General features: G+C 46.7%; 24 protein-coding genes and 2 pseudogenes. 11 read left to right on the forward strand and 15 right to left on the reverse strand.

All coding sequences use genetic code 11. From position 1 onward, the window contains the following. A pseudogene (locus H6H02_RS25545) lies at nt 1–563 on the forward strand (photosystem II q(b) protein); the annotation flags it as partial. A 149-nt stretch (nt 564–712) separates the two neighbouring features. Continuing rightward, nucleotides 713–1,324, forward strand: a complete 612-nt coding sequence (gene recR / locus H6H02_RS25550) for a recombination mediator RecR (protein WP_190823135.1) — start codon at nt 713–715, stop codon at nt 1,322–1,324. 287 nt (nt 1,325–1,611) lie between these two features. Here recR and H6H02_RS25555 read toward each other — a convergent pair whose 3' ends face one another. From H6H02_RS25555 to H6H02_RS25565, 3 genes and pseudogenes are all read right to left on the reverse strand, one after another. Further along, nucleotides 1,612–2,304, reverse strand: coding sequence for a response regulator (locus H6H02_RS25555; RefSeq protein ID WP_190823136.1), 693 nt, complete (start codon nt 2,302–2,304; stop codon nt 1,612–1,614). Further along, nucleotides 2,278–2,664: pseudogene (locus H6H02_RS27400) on the reverse strand (response regulator); the annotation flags it as partial. The gene H6H02_RS25555 and the pseudogene H6H02_RS27400, both read right to left, overlap by 27 nt. Before the next feature lie 144 nt (nt 2,665–2,808). Then, nucleotides 2,809–3,423 carry a response regulator gene (locus H6H02_RS25565; RefSeq protein WP_190823095.1) on the reverse strand — a complete coding sequence of 205 codons (615 nt, stop codon included), beginning with the start codon at nt 3,421–3,423 and terminating at the stop codon, nt 2,809–2,811. Between the two features lie 750 nt (nt 3,424–4,173). On the opposite strand from H6H02_RS25565, the gene lipA reads away from it, so the two are divergent. Together lipA and H6H02_RS25575 are read left to right on the forward strand one after the other, a co-directional pair. Continuing rightward, on the forward strand, nt 4,174–5,106 hold the full coding sequence (gene lipA, locus H6H02_RS25570; protein WP_190823097.1) for a lipoyl synthase: 933 nt from the start codon (nt 4,174–4,176) through the stop codon (nt 5,104–5,106). Nucleotides 5,107–5,289: 183 nt separating this feature from the next. Continuing rightward, nucleotides 5,290–5,433: a photosystem I protein PsaX gene (locus H6H02_RS25575; RefSeq protein ID WP_190411226.1), complete on the forward strand. Its 144-nt coding sequence runs from the start codon at nt 5,290–5,292 to the stop codon at nt 5,431–5,433. A gap of 122 nt (nt 5,434–5,555) precedes the next feature. On the opposite strand, the gene H6H02_RS25580 is transcribed toward H6H02_RS25575, so the two are convergent. After that, nucleotides 5,556–6,422, reverse strand: a complete 867-nt coding sequence (locus H6H02_RS25580; protein ID WP_190823100.1) for a branched-chain amino acid ABC transporter permease — start codon at nt 6,420–6,422, stop codon at nt 5,556–5,558. Between the two features lie 68 nt (nt 6,423–6,490). Between H6H02_RS25580 and H6H02_RS25585 the strand changes: the two genes are divergently transcribed. Further along, nucleotides 6,491–6,685, forward strand: coding sequence for a heavy-metal-associated domain-containing protein (locus H6H02_RS25585; RefSeq protein ID WP_190823102.1), 195 nt, complete (start codon nt 6,491–6,493; stop codon nt 6,683–6,685). Nucleotides 6,686–6,721: 36 nt separating this feature from the next. Continuing rightward, nucleotides 6,722–7,156, forward strand: a complete 435-nt coding sequence (locus H6H02_RS25590; protein WP_190823104.1) for a hypothetical protein — start codon at nt 6,722–6,724, stop codon at nt 7,154–7,156. Nucleotides 7,157–7,254: 98 nt separating this feature from the next. Here the strand turns inward: H6H02_RS25590 and H6H02_RS25595 are convergent, their stop codons facing one another. After that, entirely contained in the window at nt 7,255–7,908 is a 654-nt protein-coding gene (locus tag H6H02_RS25595) for a hypothetical protein (protein WP_190823106.1), read from the reverse strand. A 177-nt stretch (nt 7,909–8,085) separates the two neighbouring features. Here H6H02_RS25595 and H6H02_RS25600 point away from each other — a divergent pair, with 177 nt between their 5' ends. The 3 genes from H6H02_RS25600 to H6H02_RS25610 are packed head-to-tail and all read left to right on the forward strand — an operon-like array spanning nt 8,086 to nt 11,836. Next, nucleotides 8,086–10,338 (forward strand): heavy metal translocating P-type ATPase, encoded by a 2,253-nt coding sequence (locus H6H02_RS25600; protein ID WP_190823108.1) that lies wholly within the window; start codon nt 8,086–8,088, stop codon nt 10,336–10,338. A gap of 21 nt (nt 10,339–10,359) precedes the next feature. After that, nucleotides 10,360–10,896 (forward strand): cupredoxin domain-containing protein, encoded by a 537-nt coding sequence (locus tag H6H02_RS25605; RefSeq protein ID WP_190823110.1) that lies wholly within the window; start codon nt 10,360–10,362, stop codon nt 10,894–10,896. Nucleotide 10,897: 1 nt separating this feature from the next. Then, nucleotides 10,898–11,836, forward strand: a complete 939-nt coding sequence (locus tag H6H02_RS25610; protein ID WP_242040877.1) for a hypothetical protein — start codon at nt 10,898–10,900, stop codon at nt 11,834–11,836. 40 nt (nt 11,837–11,876) lie between these two features. On the opposite strand, the gene H6H02_RS25615 is transcribed toward H6H02_RS25610, so the two are convergent. Both H6H02_RS25615 and H6H02_RS25620 read right to left on the reverse strand, forming a co-directional pair. Beyond that, nucleotides 11,877–12,695: a DVUA0089 family protein gene (locus tag H6H02_RS25615; protein ID WP_190823112.1), complete on the reverse strand. Its 819-nt coding sequence runs from the start codon at nt 12,693–12,695 to the stop codon at nt 11,877–11,879. Between the two features lie 372 nt (nt 12,696–13,067). Further along, nucleotides 13,068–13,958: a sugar ABC transporter permease gene (locus tag H6H02_RS25620; protein ID WP_190823114.1), complete on the reverse strand. Its 891-nt coding sequence runs from the start codon at nt 13,956–13,958 to the stop codon at nt 13,068–13,070. Nucleotides 13,959–14,055: 97 nt separating this feature from the next. Here H6H02_RS25620 and H6H02_RS27820 point away from each other — a divergent pair, with 97 nt between their 5' ends. Further along, on the forward strand, nt 14,056–14,817 hold the full coding sequence (locus H6H02_RS27820; protein WP_190823116.1) for a type IV pilin-like G/H family protein: 762 nt from the start codon (nt 14,056–14,058) through the stop codon (nt 14,815–14,817). A 58-nt stretch (nt 14,818–14,875) separates the two neighbouring features. Here the strand turns inward: H6H02_RS27820 and H6H02_RS25630 are convergent, their stop codons facing one another. Further along, nucleotides 14,876–15,355, reverse strand: coding sequence for a hypothetical protein (locus tag H6H02_RS25630; RefSeq protein ID WP_190823118.1), 480 nt, complete (start codon nt 15,353–15,355; stop codon nt 14,876–14,878). A 61-nt stretch (nt 15,356–15,416) separates the two neighbouring features. Here H6H02_RS25630 and purN point away from each other — a divergent pair, with 61 nt between their 5' ends. Continuing rightward, nucleotides 15,417–16,022 carry a phosphoribosylglycinamide formyltransferase gene (gene purN, locus H6H02_RS25635; protein WP_347342656.1) on the forward strand — a complete coding sequence of 202 codons (606 nt, stop codon included), beginning with the start codon at nt 15,417–15,419 and terminating at the stop codon, nt 16,020–16,022. Nucleotides 16,023–16,169: 147 nt separating this feature from the next. On the opposite strand, the gene H6H02_RS25640 is transcribed toward purN, so the two are convergent. From H6H02_RS25640 to H6H02_RS25670, 7 genes are all read right to left on the reverse strand, one after another. Further along, nucleotides 16,170–16,757: a CPBP family glutamic-type intramembrane protease gene (locus H6H02_RS25640; protein ID WP_190823123.1), complete on the reverse strand. Its 588-nt coding sequence runs from the start codon at nt 16,755–16,757 to the stop codon at nt 16,170–16,172. A 45-nt stretch (nt 16,758–16,802) separates the two neighbouring features. After that, on the reverse strand, nt 16,803–17,867 hold the full coding sequence (locus H6H02_RS25645) for a DUF3326 domain-containing protein (RefSeq protein WP_190823125.1): 1,065 nt from the start codon (nt 17,865–17,867) through the stop codon (nt 16,803–16,805). Further along, nucleotides 17,864–18,052, reverse strand: a complete 189-nt coding sequence (locus tag H6H02_RS25650) for a hypothetical protein (protein ID WP_190439363.1) — start codon at nt 18,050–18,052, stop codon at nt 17,864–17,866. Before H6H02_RS25650 ends, H6H02_RS25645 begins: the two co-directional genes overlap by 4 nt. Nucleotides 18,053–18,150: 98 nt before the next feature. Beyond that, nucleotides 18,151–18,474, reverse strand: a complete 324-nt coding sequence (locus H6H02_RS25655) for a 2Fe-2S iron-sulfur cluster-binding protein (RefSeq protein WP_190823127.1) — start codon at nt 18,472–18,474, stop codon at nt 18,151–18,153. 171 nt (nt 18,475–18,645) lie between these two features. Continuing rightward, complete coding sequence (locus H6H02_RS25660) at nt 18,646–18,882, reverse strand: hypothetical protein (RefSeq protein ID WP_190823129.1); 237 nt, start codon at nt 18,880–18,882, stop codon at nt 18,646–18,648. A 41-nt stretch (nt 18,883–18,923) separates the two neighbouring features. Then, a complete protein-coding gene (locus H6H02_RS25665) occupies nt 18,924–19,094 on the reverse strand; it encodes a ssl1498 family light-harvesting-like protein (RefSeq protein ID WP_190823131.1) in 171 nt (56 codons plus the stop codon). Nucleotides 19,095–19,149: 55 nt separating this feature from the next. After that, nucleotides 19,150–19,320, reverse strand: a complete 171-nt coding sequence (locus H6H02_RS25670; protein ID WP_190823133.1) for a ssl1498 family light-harvesting-like protein — start codon at nt 19,318–19,320, stop codon at nt 19,150–19,152. Nucleotides 19,321–19,545 lie beyond the last annotated feature (225 nt).

The raw sequence follows: 19,545 nt of genomic DNA on the forward strand, positions 1-19,545 counted from the left end.
TAGGGATTTCCGGAACCTTTAACTTCATGATCGTGTTCCAAGCCGAGCACAACATCCTGATGCACCCCTTCCACCAACTCGGTGTAGCCGGTGTCTTCGGGGGTGCCCTGTTCTCCGCCATGCACGGTTCTTTGGTGACTTCCTCCTTGGTGCGTGAAACCACCGAAACCGAATCCCAGAACTACGGTTACAAATTTGGACAAGAAGAAGAAACCTACAACATCGTTGCAGCTCACGGCTACTTCGGTCGGTTAATCTTCCAATATGCTTCCTTCAACAACAGCCGTTCCTTGCACTTCTTGTTAGGTGCATGGCCGGTCATCGGCATCTGGTTCACCTCTTTAGGAATCAGCACAATGGCATTCAACCTGAATGGTTTCAACTTCAACCAGTCAGTGATTGACAGCCAAGGTCGGGTCATCAACACTTGGGCAGACGTGATCAACCGCGCCAACCTGGGTATGGAAGTGATGCACGAGCGCAACGCTCACAACTTCCCCCTCGACTTGGCAGCTGGTGAGTCCACCCCAGTGGCTCTGGTTGCTCCCAGCATCAATGGCTAATCGTTAGAGACAAGATAGATACATCACGTCTCTACTGAATCAAAAGCGCCTCCCAAAAGGGGGCGCTTTTTTATTGGGAACCCGCAGATAGAGGCAGATTGTATCAATCCCATCTACCGGCGGTTTAGGATAAATATGGAAGCATACAGATTGGAGATAGGACAACGGTTTACACACGTCCCTTAGCTCGTCTTATTGAGCAATTACAACGGTTGCCAGGAGTTGGCCCGAAAACTGCACAACGTCTGGCATTGCATATTATTAAGCGATCGCCCGAAGAAGTAGAAACCCTGGCTCAAGCTTTAGTAGAGGCAAAAAAGCAAGTCGGTTTATGTCAGGTGTGCTTTCACCTGGCGGCTGAACCTGTCTGCGATATTTGCCGTAACTCTAACCGCGACAACAGCACACTCTGTGTCGTGGAAGATTCCCGTGATGTGATTGCGCTAGAAAAAACTCGCGAGTATAGCGGTAAGTATCACGTCTTGGGAGGCATCATTTCGCCGATGGATGGAATTGGCCCTGATCAACTGAATATTCAACCGCTGGTGCGGCGAGTAAGTCAGCAAAAAATTAAAGAAGTGATTTTGGCAATTAGTCCCAGCGTGGAGGGTGAGACAACGACCCTGTACGTCGGTCAATTGCTGAAACCTTTTACAAAAGTGACGCGGATTGCCTTCGGTTTACCGATGGGGGGTGATTTAGAGTATGCCGATGAGGTGACGCTAGCACGAGCCTTAGAAGGTCGCAGAGAGCTTGATTAGACAAGTAAAACTCCTTCAATGCCTTTCTTAACGGAAAAAAGTAGAATTATCTCTTTCCTCGTTAAGAGGGGAAGTTTGGAGTAGGGTTAGGGTCTGCAATTGATGTTTTTACTTTCCTTGAGATGGCATAGGGGGAGTGATTCAGGATATTAATACTGACTAATCCTTACCCCTTTTTTAAATTAATCAGTAGTTTGATACTAATTGCTAATCCTAATCACCCTATGAGCAAGCAGTTATGAACAGCCAATAAATAATCTCGGTATTCAAGTTAATTAATAGAGTTTCTAACTTAGTTTCTGCTTGACGAAAGCCATAATCTGAGCCAATTGCTTTTTCAATGCCGGAATTTCAGCCACTTGTTCCTTCAATCCCTTAATTTCAGCCTGCATTGCCGCCATTTTTTCATTTAATGCCTTAATTTCAGCAGATGCATCTGTAGAGCCAGCAACAACTGCGGTTGTCTGAGCAGAAGGTTTTCCAGCTTGTGGGCGTGGTAATTTGGCTTTAGCGATCGCCGACTGGATTGCCTGATTTAAGTGCTTCTCATTGAAAGGCTTCTCTAGAAATTCAAAATACTCAAACGGTTCTGAGAGTTTCTCCATCACCTCTGCTTTCCGCCCAGAGATTACTACTAAGGGAATCATCTGGAGTTCGGGTGAAGCTTGAAGTTGTCCAAAGACTTCCCAACCGCTCATCCGAGGCAGAATCCAATCCAAAATAATTACATTCGGACGTTCTTGGCGGATGAGATTGAGTCCCTCTTCGCCATCTTTTGCTTCTAAAACTTGAAAGGTTCCCGGAGGCAACATTTCGGGCAATGAAGCCCGAATGACTTTAGCATCATCAACAATCAGGATTTTTTGAGTTACGGCTCCGGCTTTCTGAGCGGCGGGAGCTGTTGGGCTGCCTTTACCGGCTGGGGCTGTTTGGGCAGCAGGCGCAGCAGCTTGTCGCCGGGGCAGTTTCGCCTTCGCCATTGCTGATTTCATCGCCTGAATCAGCGTCTTCTGCTCTAGCGGCTTGGCAACAAATTCAAAATACTCAAACGGTTCCGGAATTTTGTGTGTAACTTCTTCTTTACGCCCTGATGTCACCACTAAAGGAATCTTTTGAAGTTCCGGAGAGACTTGAATTTGTTGAAAGACTTCCCAGCTACTGGGTTGAGATGACAGGAAATCCAGCACGATCAAATTTGGGCGTTCTTTTCGGATTAAATTGAGTCCTTCTTGAGAGTCTTTTGCTTCCAGAACTTCAAAGTTGTTCTGGGGCAATAGCTTTCGGACTAGGCTCCGACTGGTGGTGCTGTCATCGATAACCAGGATCTTGTTACTTGGCATAACTAACTCCTAGGAGTGGTGACTGAGGGCATTCCCTGAAACAAGCAACTCAACCGAAAGAACGCCCCGATTACCAGTTCGCTACGTTGGAAAATTGAATGGGGCAGTATCCAACGGGTGAGATTATTCTATAAATGCTAGCGATTACTTCAGCTTTTGTTTAATGAATGTCACAATTTGAGCTAGCTGTTTCTTCAATCCCTCAACCTCACTAGGCACTGCTGCCATTGCAGCCACCTGTTTCTTCAAGGCGTCCATCTCAGCTTGCATCTTGGCAATCTTGGCATTCAACTGCTGAATGTCTGCTGAACCAGCCCCTGAGTCTGGTGGAACGGTCTCCTTAGAGACTGGCTGCGGTGTGGGCGGTACTACCACTGGGCGGTTTCTCGACTTTGCCATTGCTGACTTGATAGCCGCAATTAGTTGCTTCTGGTCAAAAGGCTTGGGTATGAATTCAAAATGTTCAAAAGGTTCGGAGATTTTCTCCGTCACCTCTTCTTTGCGACCAGACATTAAAACTAAAGGAATTGACTGAAGTTCGGGCTTACTTTGAATCTGCTGGAACACTTCCCACCCGCTCATTTTGGGCAAGAGAAAATCTAACATGATCAAGTTCGGGTGCGACTGGTAGATCAGATTCATGCCTTCCAGCCCGTCTTTTGCTTCTAAAATTTCAAAGTTACCCGGAGGTAACATATCTCGTACTGTATTTCTGATTACTCGACTGTCATCAATCACCAGAATTTTGTGACCTGCCACGACTGACTCCTTAGGGGTAATTTAAAGAAAAACTAAAGTTGAGTTGATCCGACTGCTGCTTTGTCGGTAATTTTCAGCTAGATGAGCGGCTAGCAGAAAACTTCCTCGCGTTCCTACCAATCAGGATAATTTGGAATGAGTAGTACAAGTGTGTCTGCGCTACAGAACTATGATTTCTATACCCGATTACGGTAAACCAACGCTAGCGCCGTAATGGGGATTGTCATGAGTGCTTGGTATACAGCAATACAATGGCTTGCCTGATACCCTCACTCTTCGATGGTCTTGATATACATAAACATAAAGCCAAAAAGCCAGCAGCGTGCCTAGTTCTAGATTAATCCGGTCTGAGTTGAAAGGTAAAAAAACTAGAGCAGAATCAGAGTTAGAGTTGAATGCTTTAAGATTTGTATCATAGGACTGACGCATTGCCCAACGACTGTAGAGGCTTTTTTGTGTTCCGCACCGACTAGTCCGCACCGACTATAGAGACAAAGCCGGACGAAAGTAGGCAATATAGCGGTTCTCACTTGAGTGCAATATACACTCGAAACCTCACCCCCAGCCCCTCTCCGTTCACGGAGAGGGGGGAATATTGAACCCATTTCACGGGGAGGGGCTGGGTTAAACCGTACTGCATCCAATAGAGAATTGCTATAGAAATTCTTGTAAGCCCTTGAGTCTACAGGTAAATCGGCTTCAGTTCTGTATTATACGGATGCTTATTGAGCTGGCAGCCCAGAAAAAAACATGAATTTGCCTACCGAAACGAATGCTCGACACATTCAGCCTGATGTACAAGCGTGGAGGTCAGAAATTGAGGCGCTACCGCCTTGGTTGCGACGCTCCATTGGGAAAGCTAGCGACATTTCGACGGTGCAGCGAATTATCAAGCAGCGGCAAATTCACACGATTTGCGAAGAGGGGCGCTGTCCGAATCGGGGGGAGTGCTATGCTCAAAAGACAGCAACATTTCTGCTGATGGGGCAAACTTGCACCCGTGCCTGTGCTTTTTGTCAAGTGGATAAAGGGCAGGCACCGATGCCTTTAGATCCGGAAGAACCGCAAAAGGTGGCTCAGGCGGTGCAGTTGCTTTCTTTGCGCTACGTGGTGCTGACTTCGGTGGCAAGAGATGATTTGCCGGATGGGGGGGCGAGTTGGTTTGCGGCGACGATGGTGGCGGTAAGAGAGCTGAATCCGGAAACTCTAATTGAGGTATTGACGCCAGATTTCTGGGGAGGTAAGGATGCACAGGAGAAACAACGCCAGCGGATTGAGACGGTGGTTGCAGCGTCACCTGTTTGTTATAACCACAATATTGAGACGGTGGGGCGTCTGCAAGGACGGGTGCGAAGGGGGGCACAGTATGAGCGATCGCTTGATGTTCTCCGGATTGTGAAAGAACTTGACTCCACAATTGCCACGAAATCCGGCTTGATGCTGGGACACGGGGAAACTGAAGCCGAAGTGATTGAGGCGATGACCCATTTGCGGAATGTTGGATGCGATCGCATTACTCTCGGTCAGTATATGCGCCCTTCTCTAGAACATCTGCCAGTCCAAAAATACTGGACGCCAGAAGAATTTGAGCATCTGGGAGCGATCGCCCGGAAAATGGGCTTTGCTCACGTCCGTTCCGGTCCCCTCGTCCGCAGCTCCTACCATGCGGGAGAGAGTGATTAAAGTCAAGAAGCCAAGGGAGGAAAAAAGAATTTTTCTATTTATCGTGCATCGGCGAAGCGCCTATCAACGTCTATGCTGCTTTCAGGAAGAGTGTGGTAAATGAAAATATTTCTATCGAGCCGTGCTAATTGTGACAGCTCTTTGGTATTTCTTGATAAAGTCCAAAATTAGGAGCGAATGCTTATGACTGCACAAGCCAAGAAACCAAAAGGTTCTCTTACTCAGACGAGTAAACCTCCCTATCCTTTTCGCACTATCGTTTCGCTGATTCTCTTAGCGGGTAACTTCCTAGTTGCAGCGATTTATTTCCACATCATCAACCCGTAATCCATCTCTAAGAAAACTGAATCTACAGTTTTGAGGTTAGGGCGAATGGCAACGATGAAGGCGGAAGGCAGAAGGATGGATAGCCTGTTGTATTCATCCTTCTCCCTTCATCCTTCATCCTTTTATAGGGTGCCCTTAAACAAGCCTTGGGGACGGACAAGCAGAATTAAGACCATGATCAAGAGGGCAACGCCCTGCTTGTATTCAGACCCCAGGATGGGGACGCTAACTTCTTGGGCGATACCAATTACCAACGCACCCGCGATCGCGCCGTAGGGGTTGCCAATCCCGCCGAGAATCACCGACGCAAACATCGGCAAAATCAAAAACCATCCCATGTTGGGGCGTAGACCCGTAATCAGCCCGTACATAGCTCCTCCCAGGGACGTAAAAACGCCAGTAATAAGCCAAGTCCAAATCACCACGCGCTCAACGTTAATGCCTGAGACGCGAGCGAGATCGATATCATCCGCAACTGCTCTCATTGCCTTCCCGATTTTGGTGTTCTGCAACAGGAAATGCAGCCCCAACATGGCGAGGACGGCTAAAACCATGACAACAATCCGGTAATAAGCCACGTTGACTCCCAGGATGTTGATAGCGGAGGCAATCGGCAAATTGTAGCGCTGGTTGCCTCCTCCCCAAATGAAAATGATGCCATTGCGGAGAAACAAGGCAAGTCCAATAGAGATGATGATCAGGGTGGTAGGGGAGGCGCGGCGTGCCCGCATTGGTTTCCAGAGCAGCTGTTCGCTCAGTAGCATCGCCGCCACCGTTCCTCCCGCGCCTAGAATCATTGACAGCCAAATATTTATCCCACTGATATTCGCTAACCAGGTAAGATACGCGCCCAAGGTCATAAAATCGCCATGAGCAAAGTTGGAAAGGCGCAAAATTCCATAAGTCAGCGTTAGACCAATCGCCGCTAGCGCAATGATGCAACCCACGGCGATGCCATTCACAATTAGTTGAGCAGTTTGGATGTCCATTTACTTGACTCTCCAGTTAACTGGAGATTTCATAATAGCGATTGAAACAATAATCCTGAATTTACACTATGACACTACAACTGAAAGTTCCCAGCATGGCTTGTTCTGCCTGTGTAGACACGATTTCCAAGGCAGTTGCCACTCTTGACCCTACCGCGAAGGTAGAGGCTGATACCAAAACCAAGTTCGTAAGCGTGGAAACACAACAGCCAGCAGACAAAGTGAGGGAAGCGATCGCGAACGCTGGATATCCTGTCGCCTAGCGATTAAGATTATCGCAAAGGTTAGGAGAATTTTGGATGCAGCAGTGGAGCAGAAAATTAACACTCGTCTTCGCCGCTGGCGCTTTAGGAGGACTGGCAAATAGTCTCGCTGTCTGGCTGTTTGGAGTTCTGGGCATCACTGCTGCCTTGGGGGTTAAAATTGCGCCAGCTTTCACCCCAGATTGGCTGTATCCTCGCATCGTTTGGGGTGGTTTATGGGGATTTCTCTTAGTCTTGCCTTTTCTGCGCTACCCCTATTGGTTGCGAGGGATTTTCTATAGTCTTGCGCCAACACTGGTGCAATTACTAATTGTATTTCCGGTGAAAGGGAATCAAGGGCTGCTAGGGTTGAAATTGGGAGTTTTAACTCCACTGTTTGTATTATTTTTTAATGCCATTTGGGGCATTACTGCGGCTTTATGGCTTAAGTTTATCGAAGAAAAGCGAATATCAACACATAGTTACGAATAAGGCAATTTTAGTTGAGTTGTAAGTCAGACCTTCAGATTCCCGACTTCTCTCACGAAGTCGGGAATTTCGTCTTCACGAATCATTTAGGAGTGTGATATTTAGCCGTATACAAAATCGGCTTCGGCGCGACAACCCTTACAAATTCCGTAAGCCGTGTCATCAGTACCTTCTAGCCATTCAAACTCTGTACTTTTGCAGAATGGACAGAACTCTGTGCCAGGTAGATTGCCGATGATACACTTCCATTTTGGTTGATTAAAGGTTAATTCCTGCCTTAGGGGGGTTGCTGAATTAATAGGGAAATGCCAAATTTTTTCTACTAGGTCATTTAGCCCAGTCGCCACTTCGTTAGTATTTTGAATTCTCAAATATGCACATCTAACAGCACGGCTTAGGAACACATCATTTTTCTTGTGGATGTGGGCTAAGGTGCCGTTGGGAGCGATCGCTCTACATTCCCAACCAGCAGATATGGGGACTTCCCTTTGGTATGCCAAAATTAAGCGATCGAAAACGTTGAGTTGATTTTCGGTAACAAAAGCAATCCATCGATCGCCCCCAATTCTTTTGAAAGCTTCACCAAGGTGAGCTTTTAACAAAGTATCGAATTCTAAAATATCTGTATCTACTTCTTCGTGACCTAAATAAAGGTTGCGCCGCTTCGTATCAGCCAAATCAAAAACGGCTAGATAACCCGGTAACAATGGCTCTATGCAAAGCTTTAATTCTGCAATTAGCTGGTCGCGATTCATGGGTGCCTTCTTCTAAACGGATGGGGATGGTGAGGTGGCGGCGGAATTATTGCTGCATACACTCTCACGCGATCGCGCTTTTCAAAACCAATATGGCACCCGATATTTTTTCTCTATCCCCTTGACTCTCCAGTTAACTAGAGAGATTAACCTAAAATCATCGAGCTAGAGAAAGTTATGGAAACACATTCTCTGAAGTTACAAGGAATGAGTTGTGCGGCTTGCGCCGGTGCGATAGAAAAAGCAATTCGCAATGTTCCAGGCGTCAGCGAGTGTAACGTTAACTTCGGCATGGAACAGGCGACCGTCAAGTACGAGCCTCAGCAAACGAGTTTAGAGGAAATTCAGCAGGCTGTCACGGACGCCGGATATGCAGCCGCGCCAGTTCGAGAATTAGGAAGCAAAGAAGATGATACCGAGGCAGCTACTCGCCGCCAGGAACTACAGGAGTTGGTGCGGAAAGTGCTATTCGGTGCAGTGATTAGTATTGTGCTGGTGGTGGGGTCAATCCCAGCAATGACTGGGTTGCACATCCCTTTAATTCCGGTATGGTTGCATAATTCTTGGGTGCAGCTAGTGTTGACAACGCCAGTTTTATTTTGGTGCGGTCAATCCTTTTTCACAGGTGCGTGGAAAGCCTTAAAACGTCACGCGGCTGATATGAATACGCTGATTGCGCTGGGTACAGGTGCGGCGTATTTGTACTCGCTGTTTGTTACTGTATTCCCTGGCTTCTTGAGGGGAATTACAGATGTCTATTACGAAACAGCAGCGGTTGTGATTACTTTAATTCTGTTAGGACGGTTTTTAGAAACTCGCGCCAAGGGGCAAACGTCGGAGGCGATTCGCAAATTGATGGGTTTGCAAGCAAAAACGGCGCGTTTGATCCGAAATGGACAGGAAATCGATGTTCCTGTTGAAGCTGTTCAAGTTGGCGATGTGGTTTTAGTGCGTCCTGGCGAACAAATCCCGGTGGATGGGGAAGTGGTAGAAGGCACGTCTACTATCGATGAAGCGATGGTGACGGGTGAAAGCTTGCCCGTGAAGAAACAAACGGGGGATGAAGTAATTGGGGCGACGATTAATAAAACTGGCAGTTTTCAGTTTCGGGCGACGAGAGTTGGACGGGATACCGTGTTGGCTCAAATTGTCCGACTGGTGCAACAAGCACAAGGTGCCAAAGCCCCAATTCAGCGATTGGCGGATCGAGTAACGGGGTGGTTTGTGCCAGTGGTCATTGCGATCGCGATCGCTACTTTTATTATCTGGTTCGACGTGATGGGCAATCTCACAATGGCCCTCATGACAATGGTAGGAGTGTTAATTATTGCTTGTCCCTGTGCTTTGGGTTTAGCAACGCCGACTTCTGTGATGGTGGGAACCGGCAAAGGTGCGGAAAATGGCATCTTAATTAAAGGTGCTGACAGTCTGGAAGTGGCGCATAAAATTCAAACGATTGTGTTAGATAAAACGGGGACTCTCACTCAGGGAAAACCCACCGTTACCGACTACATCACGATGGTGGGAACTGCCCACAGCAACGAGATAAAACTATTAAGGTTAGCAGCAGCCGTTGAACGCAATTCAGAACATCCCTTGGCTGAAGCGGTTGTTCGGTATGCCCAATCTCAGGAAGTCCAGTTTCCATTACCAGAGGCGAAAAATTTTGAAGCGATCGCGGGTAGTGGCGTTCAAGGGATTGTATCAGACCGACTGGTGCAAATTGGTACTCAGCGTTGGATGGATGAATTAGGGATTGAAACACTACCTTTGCAAGGACAAAAAGTTGCTTGGGAATCTGCTGGTAAAACTGCCGTCTGGATTGCGGTAGATGGCGAAATGCAGGGATTAATTGGCATTGCCGATGCCCTCAAACCCTCTTCCGCAGGCGTTGTGCGATCGCTACGCCGGATGGGTTTAGAAGTGGTGATGCTAACCGGGGATAACCGCAAAACAGCAGACGCGATCGCGCAAGAAGTTGGCATCACGCGAATATTTGCAGAAGTCCGTCCCGACCAAAAAGCCGCTAAAGTCCAGGAACTACAAGCCGAAGGCAAAGTGGTGGCAATGGTAGGGGATGGCATCAACGACGCCCCAGCACTGGCACAAGCAGACGTGGGGATAGCGATTGGCACCGGAACCGATGTAGCGATCGCGGCTAGCGATATCACTCTCATTTCTGGCGACTTGCAAGGGATTGTTACTGCAATTCAATTAAGTCGCGCCACGATGCAGAATATTCGCCAAAATCTCTTCTTTGCCTTCATTTACAACGTGGCGGGAATTCCGATTGCTGCTGGTATTTTATTCCCGATTTTCGGTTGGTTGCTGAACCCGATGATTGCGGGTGCAGCGATGGCATTCAGTTCGGTTTCTGTCGTTACTAACGCTTTGCGCTTGCGGAATTTTCAGCCGCAACTCAATTTCTAACCGCATAGAAAAGGAGGAAATATGGTAATTCAAAAAAAGGTTTGGAGTAATCTTCTCGGTTTGTGGGTCTTGCTCTCAGTTTTCTCAGGAATACCTGCAAAAGCCACTTCAGCCGAGGCACCAATGGCAACCAATCAAGTCAGTCAAATTGAGCAACCTTTTGAGCTAAAACTGGGCATTACTTTAGGCGGGTTGGCTTTAATTGGTCTAGAACTTTGGTGGTTTTTGGTGAGTAAAACTCAAGCCCAACAAGCGACAGCAAATCAAGGAATTCAGGAACTGACTATCCAAGTAGATGGCGGTTACGATCCAAATCGAGTTGTCGTGAAAGCAGGGCAACCTGTGCGGCTCAACTTTTTCAGAAAAGACCCCAGTAGTTGCCTGGAAAAAATTATTTTACCGGATTTTCACATTGCTAAAGATTTGGATCTGAATCGGATGACACCTGTAGAATTCACGCCAAAAATCCCAGGCGAATACGCCTTTACCTGTGGGATGAATATGGCTAGAGGTGTCCTGGAAGTAAAAGCAGCCGCAATGGCAAATCAAGAGGAGTAAAATGATGAAAAATAAGTCAATGCTTTTGGGTCTGGTTGGGTTAGTGGCAGGAAGCGCGATCGCTACAGGCGCAGTCACTCATACGATGAAAATGAAGGATGGAATGATGCAAGCGACCCCTACAAATACTACGAATAGCTCCCATAAGGGGCATCACACGGCTGGAACCGACTCTCATGGGGGGCATCACATGGGGCACGGATCGAAGCACGAATCGGGGCACGAAGCGATGCCTGAGACTGGGGCAGCGCAGGCAAAGCTGACGATTCAAGGAACGATTACCCCAAACAAACCCGTTCCTTTAGCAATTGACATTCAAGACAAATCCGGGAAAGCGATCGCTAAGTTTGACACATTTCAAGAAAAACTGATGCACTTGATTGTTGTCAGTGACGATTTTCAGTTTTTCAATCATATTCATCCCACCTACAAGCAGAATGGGCGTTTTGAAGTAAATGCCAGTTTTCCCCAACCTGGTAATTACAGCCTTTTTAGCGACTATAAACCAAGCGGAGAAAAAGAACAAGTCTCGGTATTAAAAGCACAAGTGGCAGGCAAAATTACTTCACCTGACCCAATTGTTGACCTAAACTCTGCTAAAACTTTTGGTGATACGAAAGTGAATTTTACCTTTTCTGCGCCAAAAATAAAAGCAGGTGAAGATGTAACCTTGCAGTTTAACTTACAAAATGCTGCTGACAATCAACCGATTAAAGATTTGCAGCCTTACTTAGGAGAGAAAGGGCATTTAGTAATTCTGCGACAATCACCAAATTTGACAGCCGCAGATTACATTCACGCCCACGCTATGAAAAATACTCCCCTAGAGCAAGTATCTTTCCACACTCAGTTTCCTCAACCAGGAAAATATAAAGTTTGGGGTCAATTTAATCGGGGTGGTAAGGTTGTTACCGCTGACTTTTGGGTTGAGGTTATTTAACCACTTTCAGGTTAACTGCTTGGGTTGTGTTTTTTTGAAATCACTGGCTATTCTTTCTAAGAGTCAGTGATTTCTGCTTGCGAGTTAGTGCTGAATAGCCACCTAAAGCAGCCAGCATTACGATACCTAATGTAGAACTGGATTCGGGGACGGACTTTTCTGTGGCGACGGGTTTAACTCCTGAGAGGGAAATCAAATAACTATTGCCGCCGGTAGTGCTTTCTCCTGTCCAATTGCTAAGAGGTGAGTTACCCCCTGGTTCCGTGGGTCCAACAACTGCCTGAAATGGTTGATCGGGGAAAATTAGTCCCTCATTGCTGACCGGATCGTTCTTGAACCAAGAAATTCCCAGGAAGTAGTCTCCGGCAGGTAACAAAGTTGGTAGCAGTCGAGGTAAAGCAGAAACATTATCAAAAGTTTTTTCTGGATAGGTTGCACCAGGTGTCAGTGGGGTATCATCGTTGGCAATGACCCCCTTGCCATTTGAGTCAAAGAGGAACAACTGGAAGTCAGCAAGTAGGGAGTAACCAGGGCTAAAACCGTATAGCCCAGCTGAAAATGGAGTTGTACCAGTCAGGGATATCTTGAACAGGTCAACATCAATAGGACTATCAATTTCTCCGGAAATAAAGTCTAATGTGGCTGGTCCTCCTGCAATAATTTGGGGATTAGAAAGCAGTTGACCAGCATCCCCAATTTCAACGAATCCATTTTCTCCTATAGGGGGGAACTGTCCATTATTCTTCACAAAGCCTGTGGATTGTGCGCTGGCTGAGAAGCTAACAATAACAGTTGTCGCGACTGCAACTGATGTAGCAGTTATCATTCTGGCTGTGCGTAAAATGGATGATACACTCATAAATCTGGCTTCTCCAAGAATTTAGCAGTTGAGGGTAGAGCCAAGTTGAAGTGAGATTGGACGTTTTAATAGATGCTTAAAAAATACGTCAAATCCATTCAATTTTTAACTCTACTGTGTTGGCTTTATCTGTCGTTTTATCGAATCCCTAGAATAAAATTTTTTTACAAAATTTTATCGGTATTACTTTATATAGATGCCGTATCAGACATAACCTTCCTAAAGGTGGACTTTTTAAATATTAAAAATCCTCCAGAAGATAGTAGGCTTATTTCTCACGCAACTAAATTGCCTAAAAGATCGCACTTAACACCGACTACCAAAGATTTTGACGAGGGTAGCATTGCCCACTCTAGGCTGGTAGTCATAGAGTTAGCCTTCTTCACCCCAAGTTTTTAGCTGGAGATACACTAGCACCAGCGTTACTGCCAGCAACACTGTAGCGGCGGCGGCGGCATAGCCAAAATCAAATTGGGCAAATGCTTGGTCGTAGATGTAATAAACCAGCAAATTAGTCGAGTTTAATGGTCCGCCGCCGGTAATGACGTAAACTTGCTCGAAACTCCGCAGGGTAAAAATAGCCGTCGTGACGGTGGCAAAGATGAGAGTCGGGCGCAGTCCTGGCAGGGTAATGTACCAAAATTGCTGCCAGGAATTGGCACCATCTAGTTCTGCGGCTTCATATCGACTAGAGGGAATCGCCTGTAATCCTGCCAAAAACACCACCATATTGAAACCGAGTTGCTTCCAAATGCTTAATAAAATCAGCACTGGCATCGCCCAAAACGTGCTACCCAGCCAGGAAATCGGTTCAATTCCGATAAGGTTTAGAAATACGTTGATTGGCCCTTCGGTTTGAAACAACCAGCGAAACCCCAAACCGGCTGCCACGAGACTGACGATTGAGGGGATAAAATAGGCAGTTCGCAGGATTCCTCGCAGGGCAAAGGCACGATTTAATAGCACTGCTAAACCCAAGGGAATTACTAAACTGGGAATCACTGTGGCAATGGTGAAATAAGCAGTGTTACCGAGAACCTGCCAAAAGTCAGGGCTAAGCATAAGACGCCAGTAGTTTCTCAATCCCACCAAGCGCACACCTGCGGCGGTAAAGCTACCCGTGGTAAAACTGAGGTAAAACAAATAAGCGATAGGCCATAGGAGAAAAAGCCCCAACAGAATTAAGGCGGGGGTCAGAAAAATCCAGGCAGCGATCGCATCATTATCTAACAACTGCCTACGAGAAGAGTGGGTATTTTTCATTGAACGATTGGCTTACCGTTGAATGTTAGCGTCGTAGCGTTATTCTACCTGGCGGTACTGGTAAGATCCTGTTAATCTCCTGTCAGTAACCGATAACGTGAACACAACCGTATTCAAGCAACGCAGCCTACACCCAGGTTTCCAAATGCTTAGCGGATTGCTTGGGTTACTCGCTATCTATGGATGTAATTCAACCAATACACCTTCAGTTTCTTCCTCTCCCAGTCCTGCTAAAGACAATTCAGGCGCAGATCGATGGGTAGGACAATGGCAAGTCAACAATCCATCATCCAGTCAGGCGCTGAAATTTGTATTGACGCCAGAAGGAAAATTATTTCTCCTCCCGCCTGAAACGTCCTCTGAGTCCTCGGTTGCTTATGAAATCCCGGTTCAAAAGCTTTCTGACTCACCCACTTTACCTCCCAATACTAAAATTGTTGATATTCAGGAAGCATTTAACAATCAAGCCACCAAAGCAAAACAATCTGAAGGGAAAACGTACATCGGTGCGATGAACCGTGCCCAACAAGCGTATTACTTGGAAAATAATAAATTTGGTACAACAATCGAGCAGTTGGGTGTTGGGATTAAGCTAGAGACAGAGAGCTATAATTACAAAATTGTGCCTCAAGGCAATGGCACTCAGAGCGTGATGCATACTGCCAAAGCCAAGCGCCCCGAACTTAATAGCTACACGGGTGCTGTATTTGTTGTCACAAATAACGGTGAAAATATTACAAGGACGGCAATTTGCGAAACCGATAAACCTTCATCTACCGCGCCTGCGATGCCAACACCACCTAAAGATATATCTGGGCAAATTCAGTGTCCGGCTGGTTCCCATTTGCTAGGACGCTAAAGATATCAATACTAATCCATCCGTAGCTAAATTTATCCCTAGCCCGCTAGACTTCCCCTTAAATCGTTTTTGATGGGTTCTCCTCTCTCAGCAGACATTTGAAATTTTTCCAGAATTCTGTAATAGACCTTGAAAGAATGTTTATAAAATCGTATTTTTCCAGAAAAGATGTTGTTACTTGAATTCTTCTTCCATCTCCAGCAAAAGAGAAACCTGCATCGAAATTTAGAGTAACCTTTGAATAGTTGCCAGATTTGCTAATCATGAAAATTGCCGATTGACTCATAGAATTAAGTTCCGCTATCTCTCTTGTTCCAGATACAATGCCTTGTACATCGGTTATAAATTTATCAAAATCCTCAAGTTTAAACCAGATGCGATCCGTGTAATTATATTGGAGTTTAATTGTTGGAGAAATTTTACAGTCAATTTTTGCTCCAAATGAGGGTAAGTAATTAAGCTCTGTTTCTATGGGACATATTTTGATATAAAAATTATTAGATTCTATTAATAATTCATTGTGTATTTCTAGCTCCATGATTTTCAAGCCCTCAACATCTGATTCTAGCCCTAATTATATCTCCAGCCTAATTTCTCCAATGGTTCCTCCCAATCTTTTGAGCGATCGCCCTCCTTTGAAATTAGGTGTGATGGCGTCGGGAAATGGCAGTAATTTTGAGGCAGTTGCGGAAGCGATCGCGCAACGGCAACTCAATGCCGAAATAAAAGTTCTGATTTACAATAATCCGGGCGCAAAAGCCGCTACCCGTGCCGAACGCTGGGGTGTACCCACTGTTTTGCTGAATCACCGAGACTTTAACAGCCGCGAAGGGTTAGATCGAGAAATTGTGGGAACTTTGCAGCAGTATCAGGTGGAATGGGTAATTATGGCAGGTTGGATGCGTGTCGTTACCCAGGTTTTAGTGGATGCTTTCCCAGATCGAATGATTAACATTCACCCCAGTTTGTTACCGAGTTTTAAGGGAATTCGGGCGGTTGAACAAGCCTTGAACGCAGGCGTAAAAATAACTGGCTGTACCGTTCATCTGGTAGATGTAGAAGTTGATAGCGGCAAAATTTTGCTACAAGCGGCTGTCCCGATTCTGCCTGACGATACGTTAGAAACGCTACACGCCCGGATTCAAGTGCAGGAACACAAGATATTACCGCAAGCGATCGCTTTGGCAGCAGCGCGATCGCATTAACAAAAAAAAGGTATAAAAGTCTTATTTGATTTATGAAAAAACGAACCGCAGAGGACGGAGAGAGCGTAGAGAAAGAGAAGAGAGAATTTTACTGCTGATCGCAGTTTCTGGTTTCTTTCCCAACAATCTATTCCCAACTCTTAAAATTTATGCCTTTTTAGTATCTAGCTTCCAAAGGCAGCTGGATATTAAATTCGTCGTAATGTGAGCCACAATTGGTACTAGCAAATTACCCGTCTCCAAGGCGCTATAACCGAGTAGCAATCCCACAGTGGTTGCCCACACTGCATAAGGCCATTGTTGAGGGCCACTCAGGTGTAGGATGCCAAAGCAAAAACTCGATCCTACTAGCCCGACCTCGTTTAATCCTACTGCTGGCAGCATTACACCCCGAAACAGCAATTCTTCGCTTAAACCTGGTAAAAGTCCCAACCAAATCAAATCGGGCCACAATAAGGGTTTTAGCACTAATTCCAGGTAGTAATCGGCGCTGCGCTGATAACTAGGCCATAGGCGATAGATGACACTACTGGCACCCGTGATTCCTAGCCCAATTCCTACGCCCAAAAGTGATGCTTCTAAAGTCGGGCGCACGGGCATCACGGAAAACGAGCCGAAATGTAAGGACAGCTTGGCGATGACGAGCAATACAATCGCTGTCACCCCCATTGCAATTAAAATTTGGGTGCGCGTCAGGGATTCGATTTCTGGATCGGTAGGAAGCTGTTTTGCCACTTCGGAACGATGAAGGATGAAGGTAAAAGTAGAGGATTGTCTGCTTTACTGAATTCTGACTAGCGAAGACAGGGTTAGACTAATAGCACCTGGACTAATGCCAGCCCGATGGGCCACCAAGACACCGAGTGCTTCTAAATATGAGTTTACCCGCAATGCTTTGATTCCCAGCTGTTCTGGAGGAACTTGCATCTGAGTTTTATTTTCTTCGACGGCAATAATCTGCGATCGCGTCTGGCTTAAACTCAGGATTGCACTACCACCGCAAGCGGTTGCGGGTACAACGACGGCATCGACTCGATCTGCCCACATATCGCCGGGTAAGGTCGCACCACCGTGGGTTTCTTTAATAAACTGGGGGGCGCGACTCAGACCAACCAAAACGCAGGGTAAAAAAGTATAGCCTAATTCCTCGGCAGCGGATCGGGGAGACAGGTGCGGATCGAGGGGTAGGGGTAACAAAGCTGGGGCATGGGCGCAGGGGATTTGAAAGGTTCGCACGATCAGGTGGCTAATTACAGCTTCAGCACCGGCGAGGGGATCAACTCCCTGCCCGTGTCGGTAACTTTCCAGCGCCTCGGTTTCGATATCATCGGGAAAACGCGCCACGACTGCGATCGCTTCTGCCCTCGCCTTAGTAATCAGTACCTCTGCTGCCCGTAATAAACTATCGGGATTTCCAATCGTCCCCCAACTGGCTCCGGATGCCGCTGTTCGCAGTTCCACCCCAAGCGGGGCGTCTGTCACTACATAATCTGTGAGATTCAATCCCAGCGTGGCTCTCGTGGCATCCGCTGCCTGAATATGCCGCAGCCGCAGTTCGGGTTCAATTCCTTGGTCGAGGATTAAACCGACCCGATTCTGATGCACGGGTCGCAATCCCCAGTGCCCAGATGCAAATTTGTCAAGTCCATAACCTTCCACGTAGAAAGCGTTGGGCAAATTCCAGTACAACTGGGCACCATTGAGGACATTGGGGTGGGTAATCAGGATGTCGGAGATTTGCGCGATCGCTCTTGCCACTGGCAATGCATCCCCCGCATATCCCCCAACTGCTGCCCCAACCCCAGTCGGGACAATTAATACAACCGTGTAAGGACGCCGATTCACTGAGCTGAGTCGGATGCCACTGTGACAATTGCCTCAACGTGGGCTTTCTGCTGTTCGACATCTACAGAAGCGATCGCCCAGCGCAAGGGTTCTCCCCGTTTTTCCAATTCTGCCTCAATCGCAGAGTGCAGCTGCACTGGCGATTCCTGAAGGTCAATTTCTGCGGTAATAAAGTGCGTCGTCATCTTAGTGTTTCTAGTACGGAATATTGAAAGACCAGCCTGCCCTGCGCTGAGTCAAGGCTAAACGACCGTAGGCTTTGTTTGAAAAGCCTGAAAAAGCACTACTTCTGGAACTGCCCAAATTGTAGCTCGTACAGTTCGTCTTCTTTCCCACTCTCAATTTTTAAATCGGATCGGGGATAAGCGACGCAGAGCAATACATAGCCTTGTGCCTGAAGCTCTGGACTGACGCCCATGCCATCCCCCTGTTCTACCTTGCCTTCTAGAATCTTAGCCGCACAGGTAGTACAAACTCCCGCATTGCAAGAGCTGGGTAAGTCTAATCCAGCAGCAGAGGCAGTCTGAAGGATGGTTTTCTCCTCTGGCACTTCAAGAGTCTGAGTATTGCCTTGATGGTAAATTTCAACTTTATGTGTCTTGGACATGAGCAGCAATGGCTAGAGGGAATGCTTCCCCACGGAAACTAAACTTTCTCTATTGTTCCATGAATCAATTAGCTACTCACCCCGGTCAAACGACAATGCCTAGAAATGAGAAACCCCAGCTTTGAAGGAGCTGGGGTTGAAGAAATTTTCACGTTGTCTTTGTTTTCAGTCTTAAAACGAATAGAAAGTAAAGGCTCCGACAATCACTGTGAAGACAACAGCACTCAAGATGTTGTTGAAGAGTTGTCCTACTTCCGGATTATCTCCCAGTGCCGCATCGTTACGACCAGCGGTCAAGAACAGCGACCAAGCTTGATTCGCACTGATGGGGGCAAAGTTGTTGAAATCAGTGTTAAAGACAGTCGGGGCAAACTGATAGCGGGCATCAAAGTCAAAGTCAGTCTTCATAACGGAACTCCTAAGTGTCTGAAACTTCTCATTATTCAGGTTTAGCTGACACCCAATGCAGTCAAAACCAGCAGGGTGACAAACAAAATAGCGATCGCGCCTTGAAAAGCGTAGCGACGCTGCTCTTCTGGTGAAGGGGATTCGGCAACGTACACCGCAGGCTCAGCTGCATAGTTGTTGAGGATGCCTCTTTCGTCGGTGGTGTATCTCATGGTTGTTTGTCCTGGTTGGTTGTATTTATCTGTAAATCTTGAAATCTTGAATAACTTAGCTGACACCCAATGCAGTCAGAACCAGCAGGGTGACAAACAAAATAGCGATCGCGCCTTGAAAAGCGTAACGACGTTGCTCCTCTAGTGAAGGGAACTCGGCAACGTACACCGCAGGCTCAGCTGCATAGTTGTTGAGGATGCCTCTTTCGTCGGTGGTGTATCTCATGGTTGTTTGTCCTTTGTTTCTCTATGTTAACTACTGTAACACTATGTAAAGAAAATGCAACAATTTAGAGATTTTTTGCTATGAGATTTGCTTTGAGCAGCGATAGGCGCTGCTTAAGTAGACTTCTTGCGTGAATAGCGAGAGTGTGAGTAAAAGTAGGTTAAGGGGGAAAGCCAGTATGACCTACGAACAACTCAAACAACTCAAACCAAGCGCCTTTAAACG

Origin of the sequence: Coleofasciculus sp. FACHB-1120, from assembly GCF_014698845.1 — a bacterium.
In the GTDB taxonomy this organism is placed as follows: domain Bacteria; phylum Cyanobacteriota; class Cyanobacteriia; order Cyanobacteriales; family FACHB-T130; genus FACHB-T130.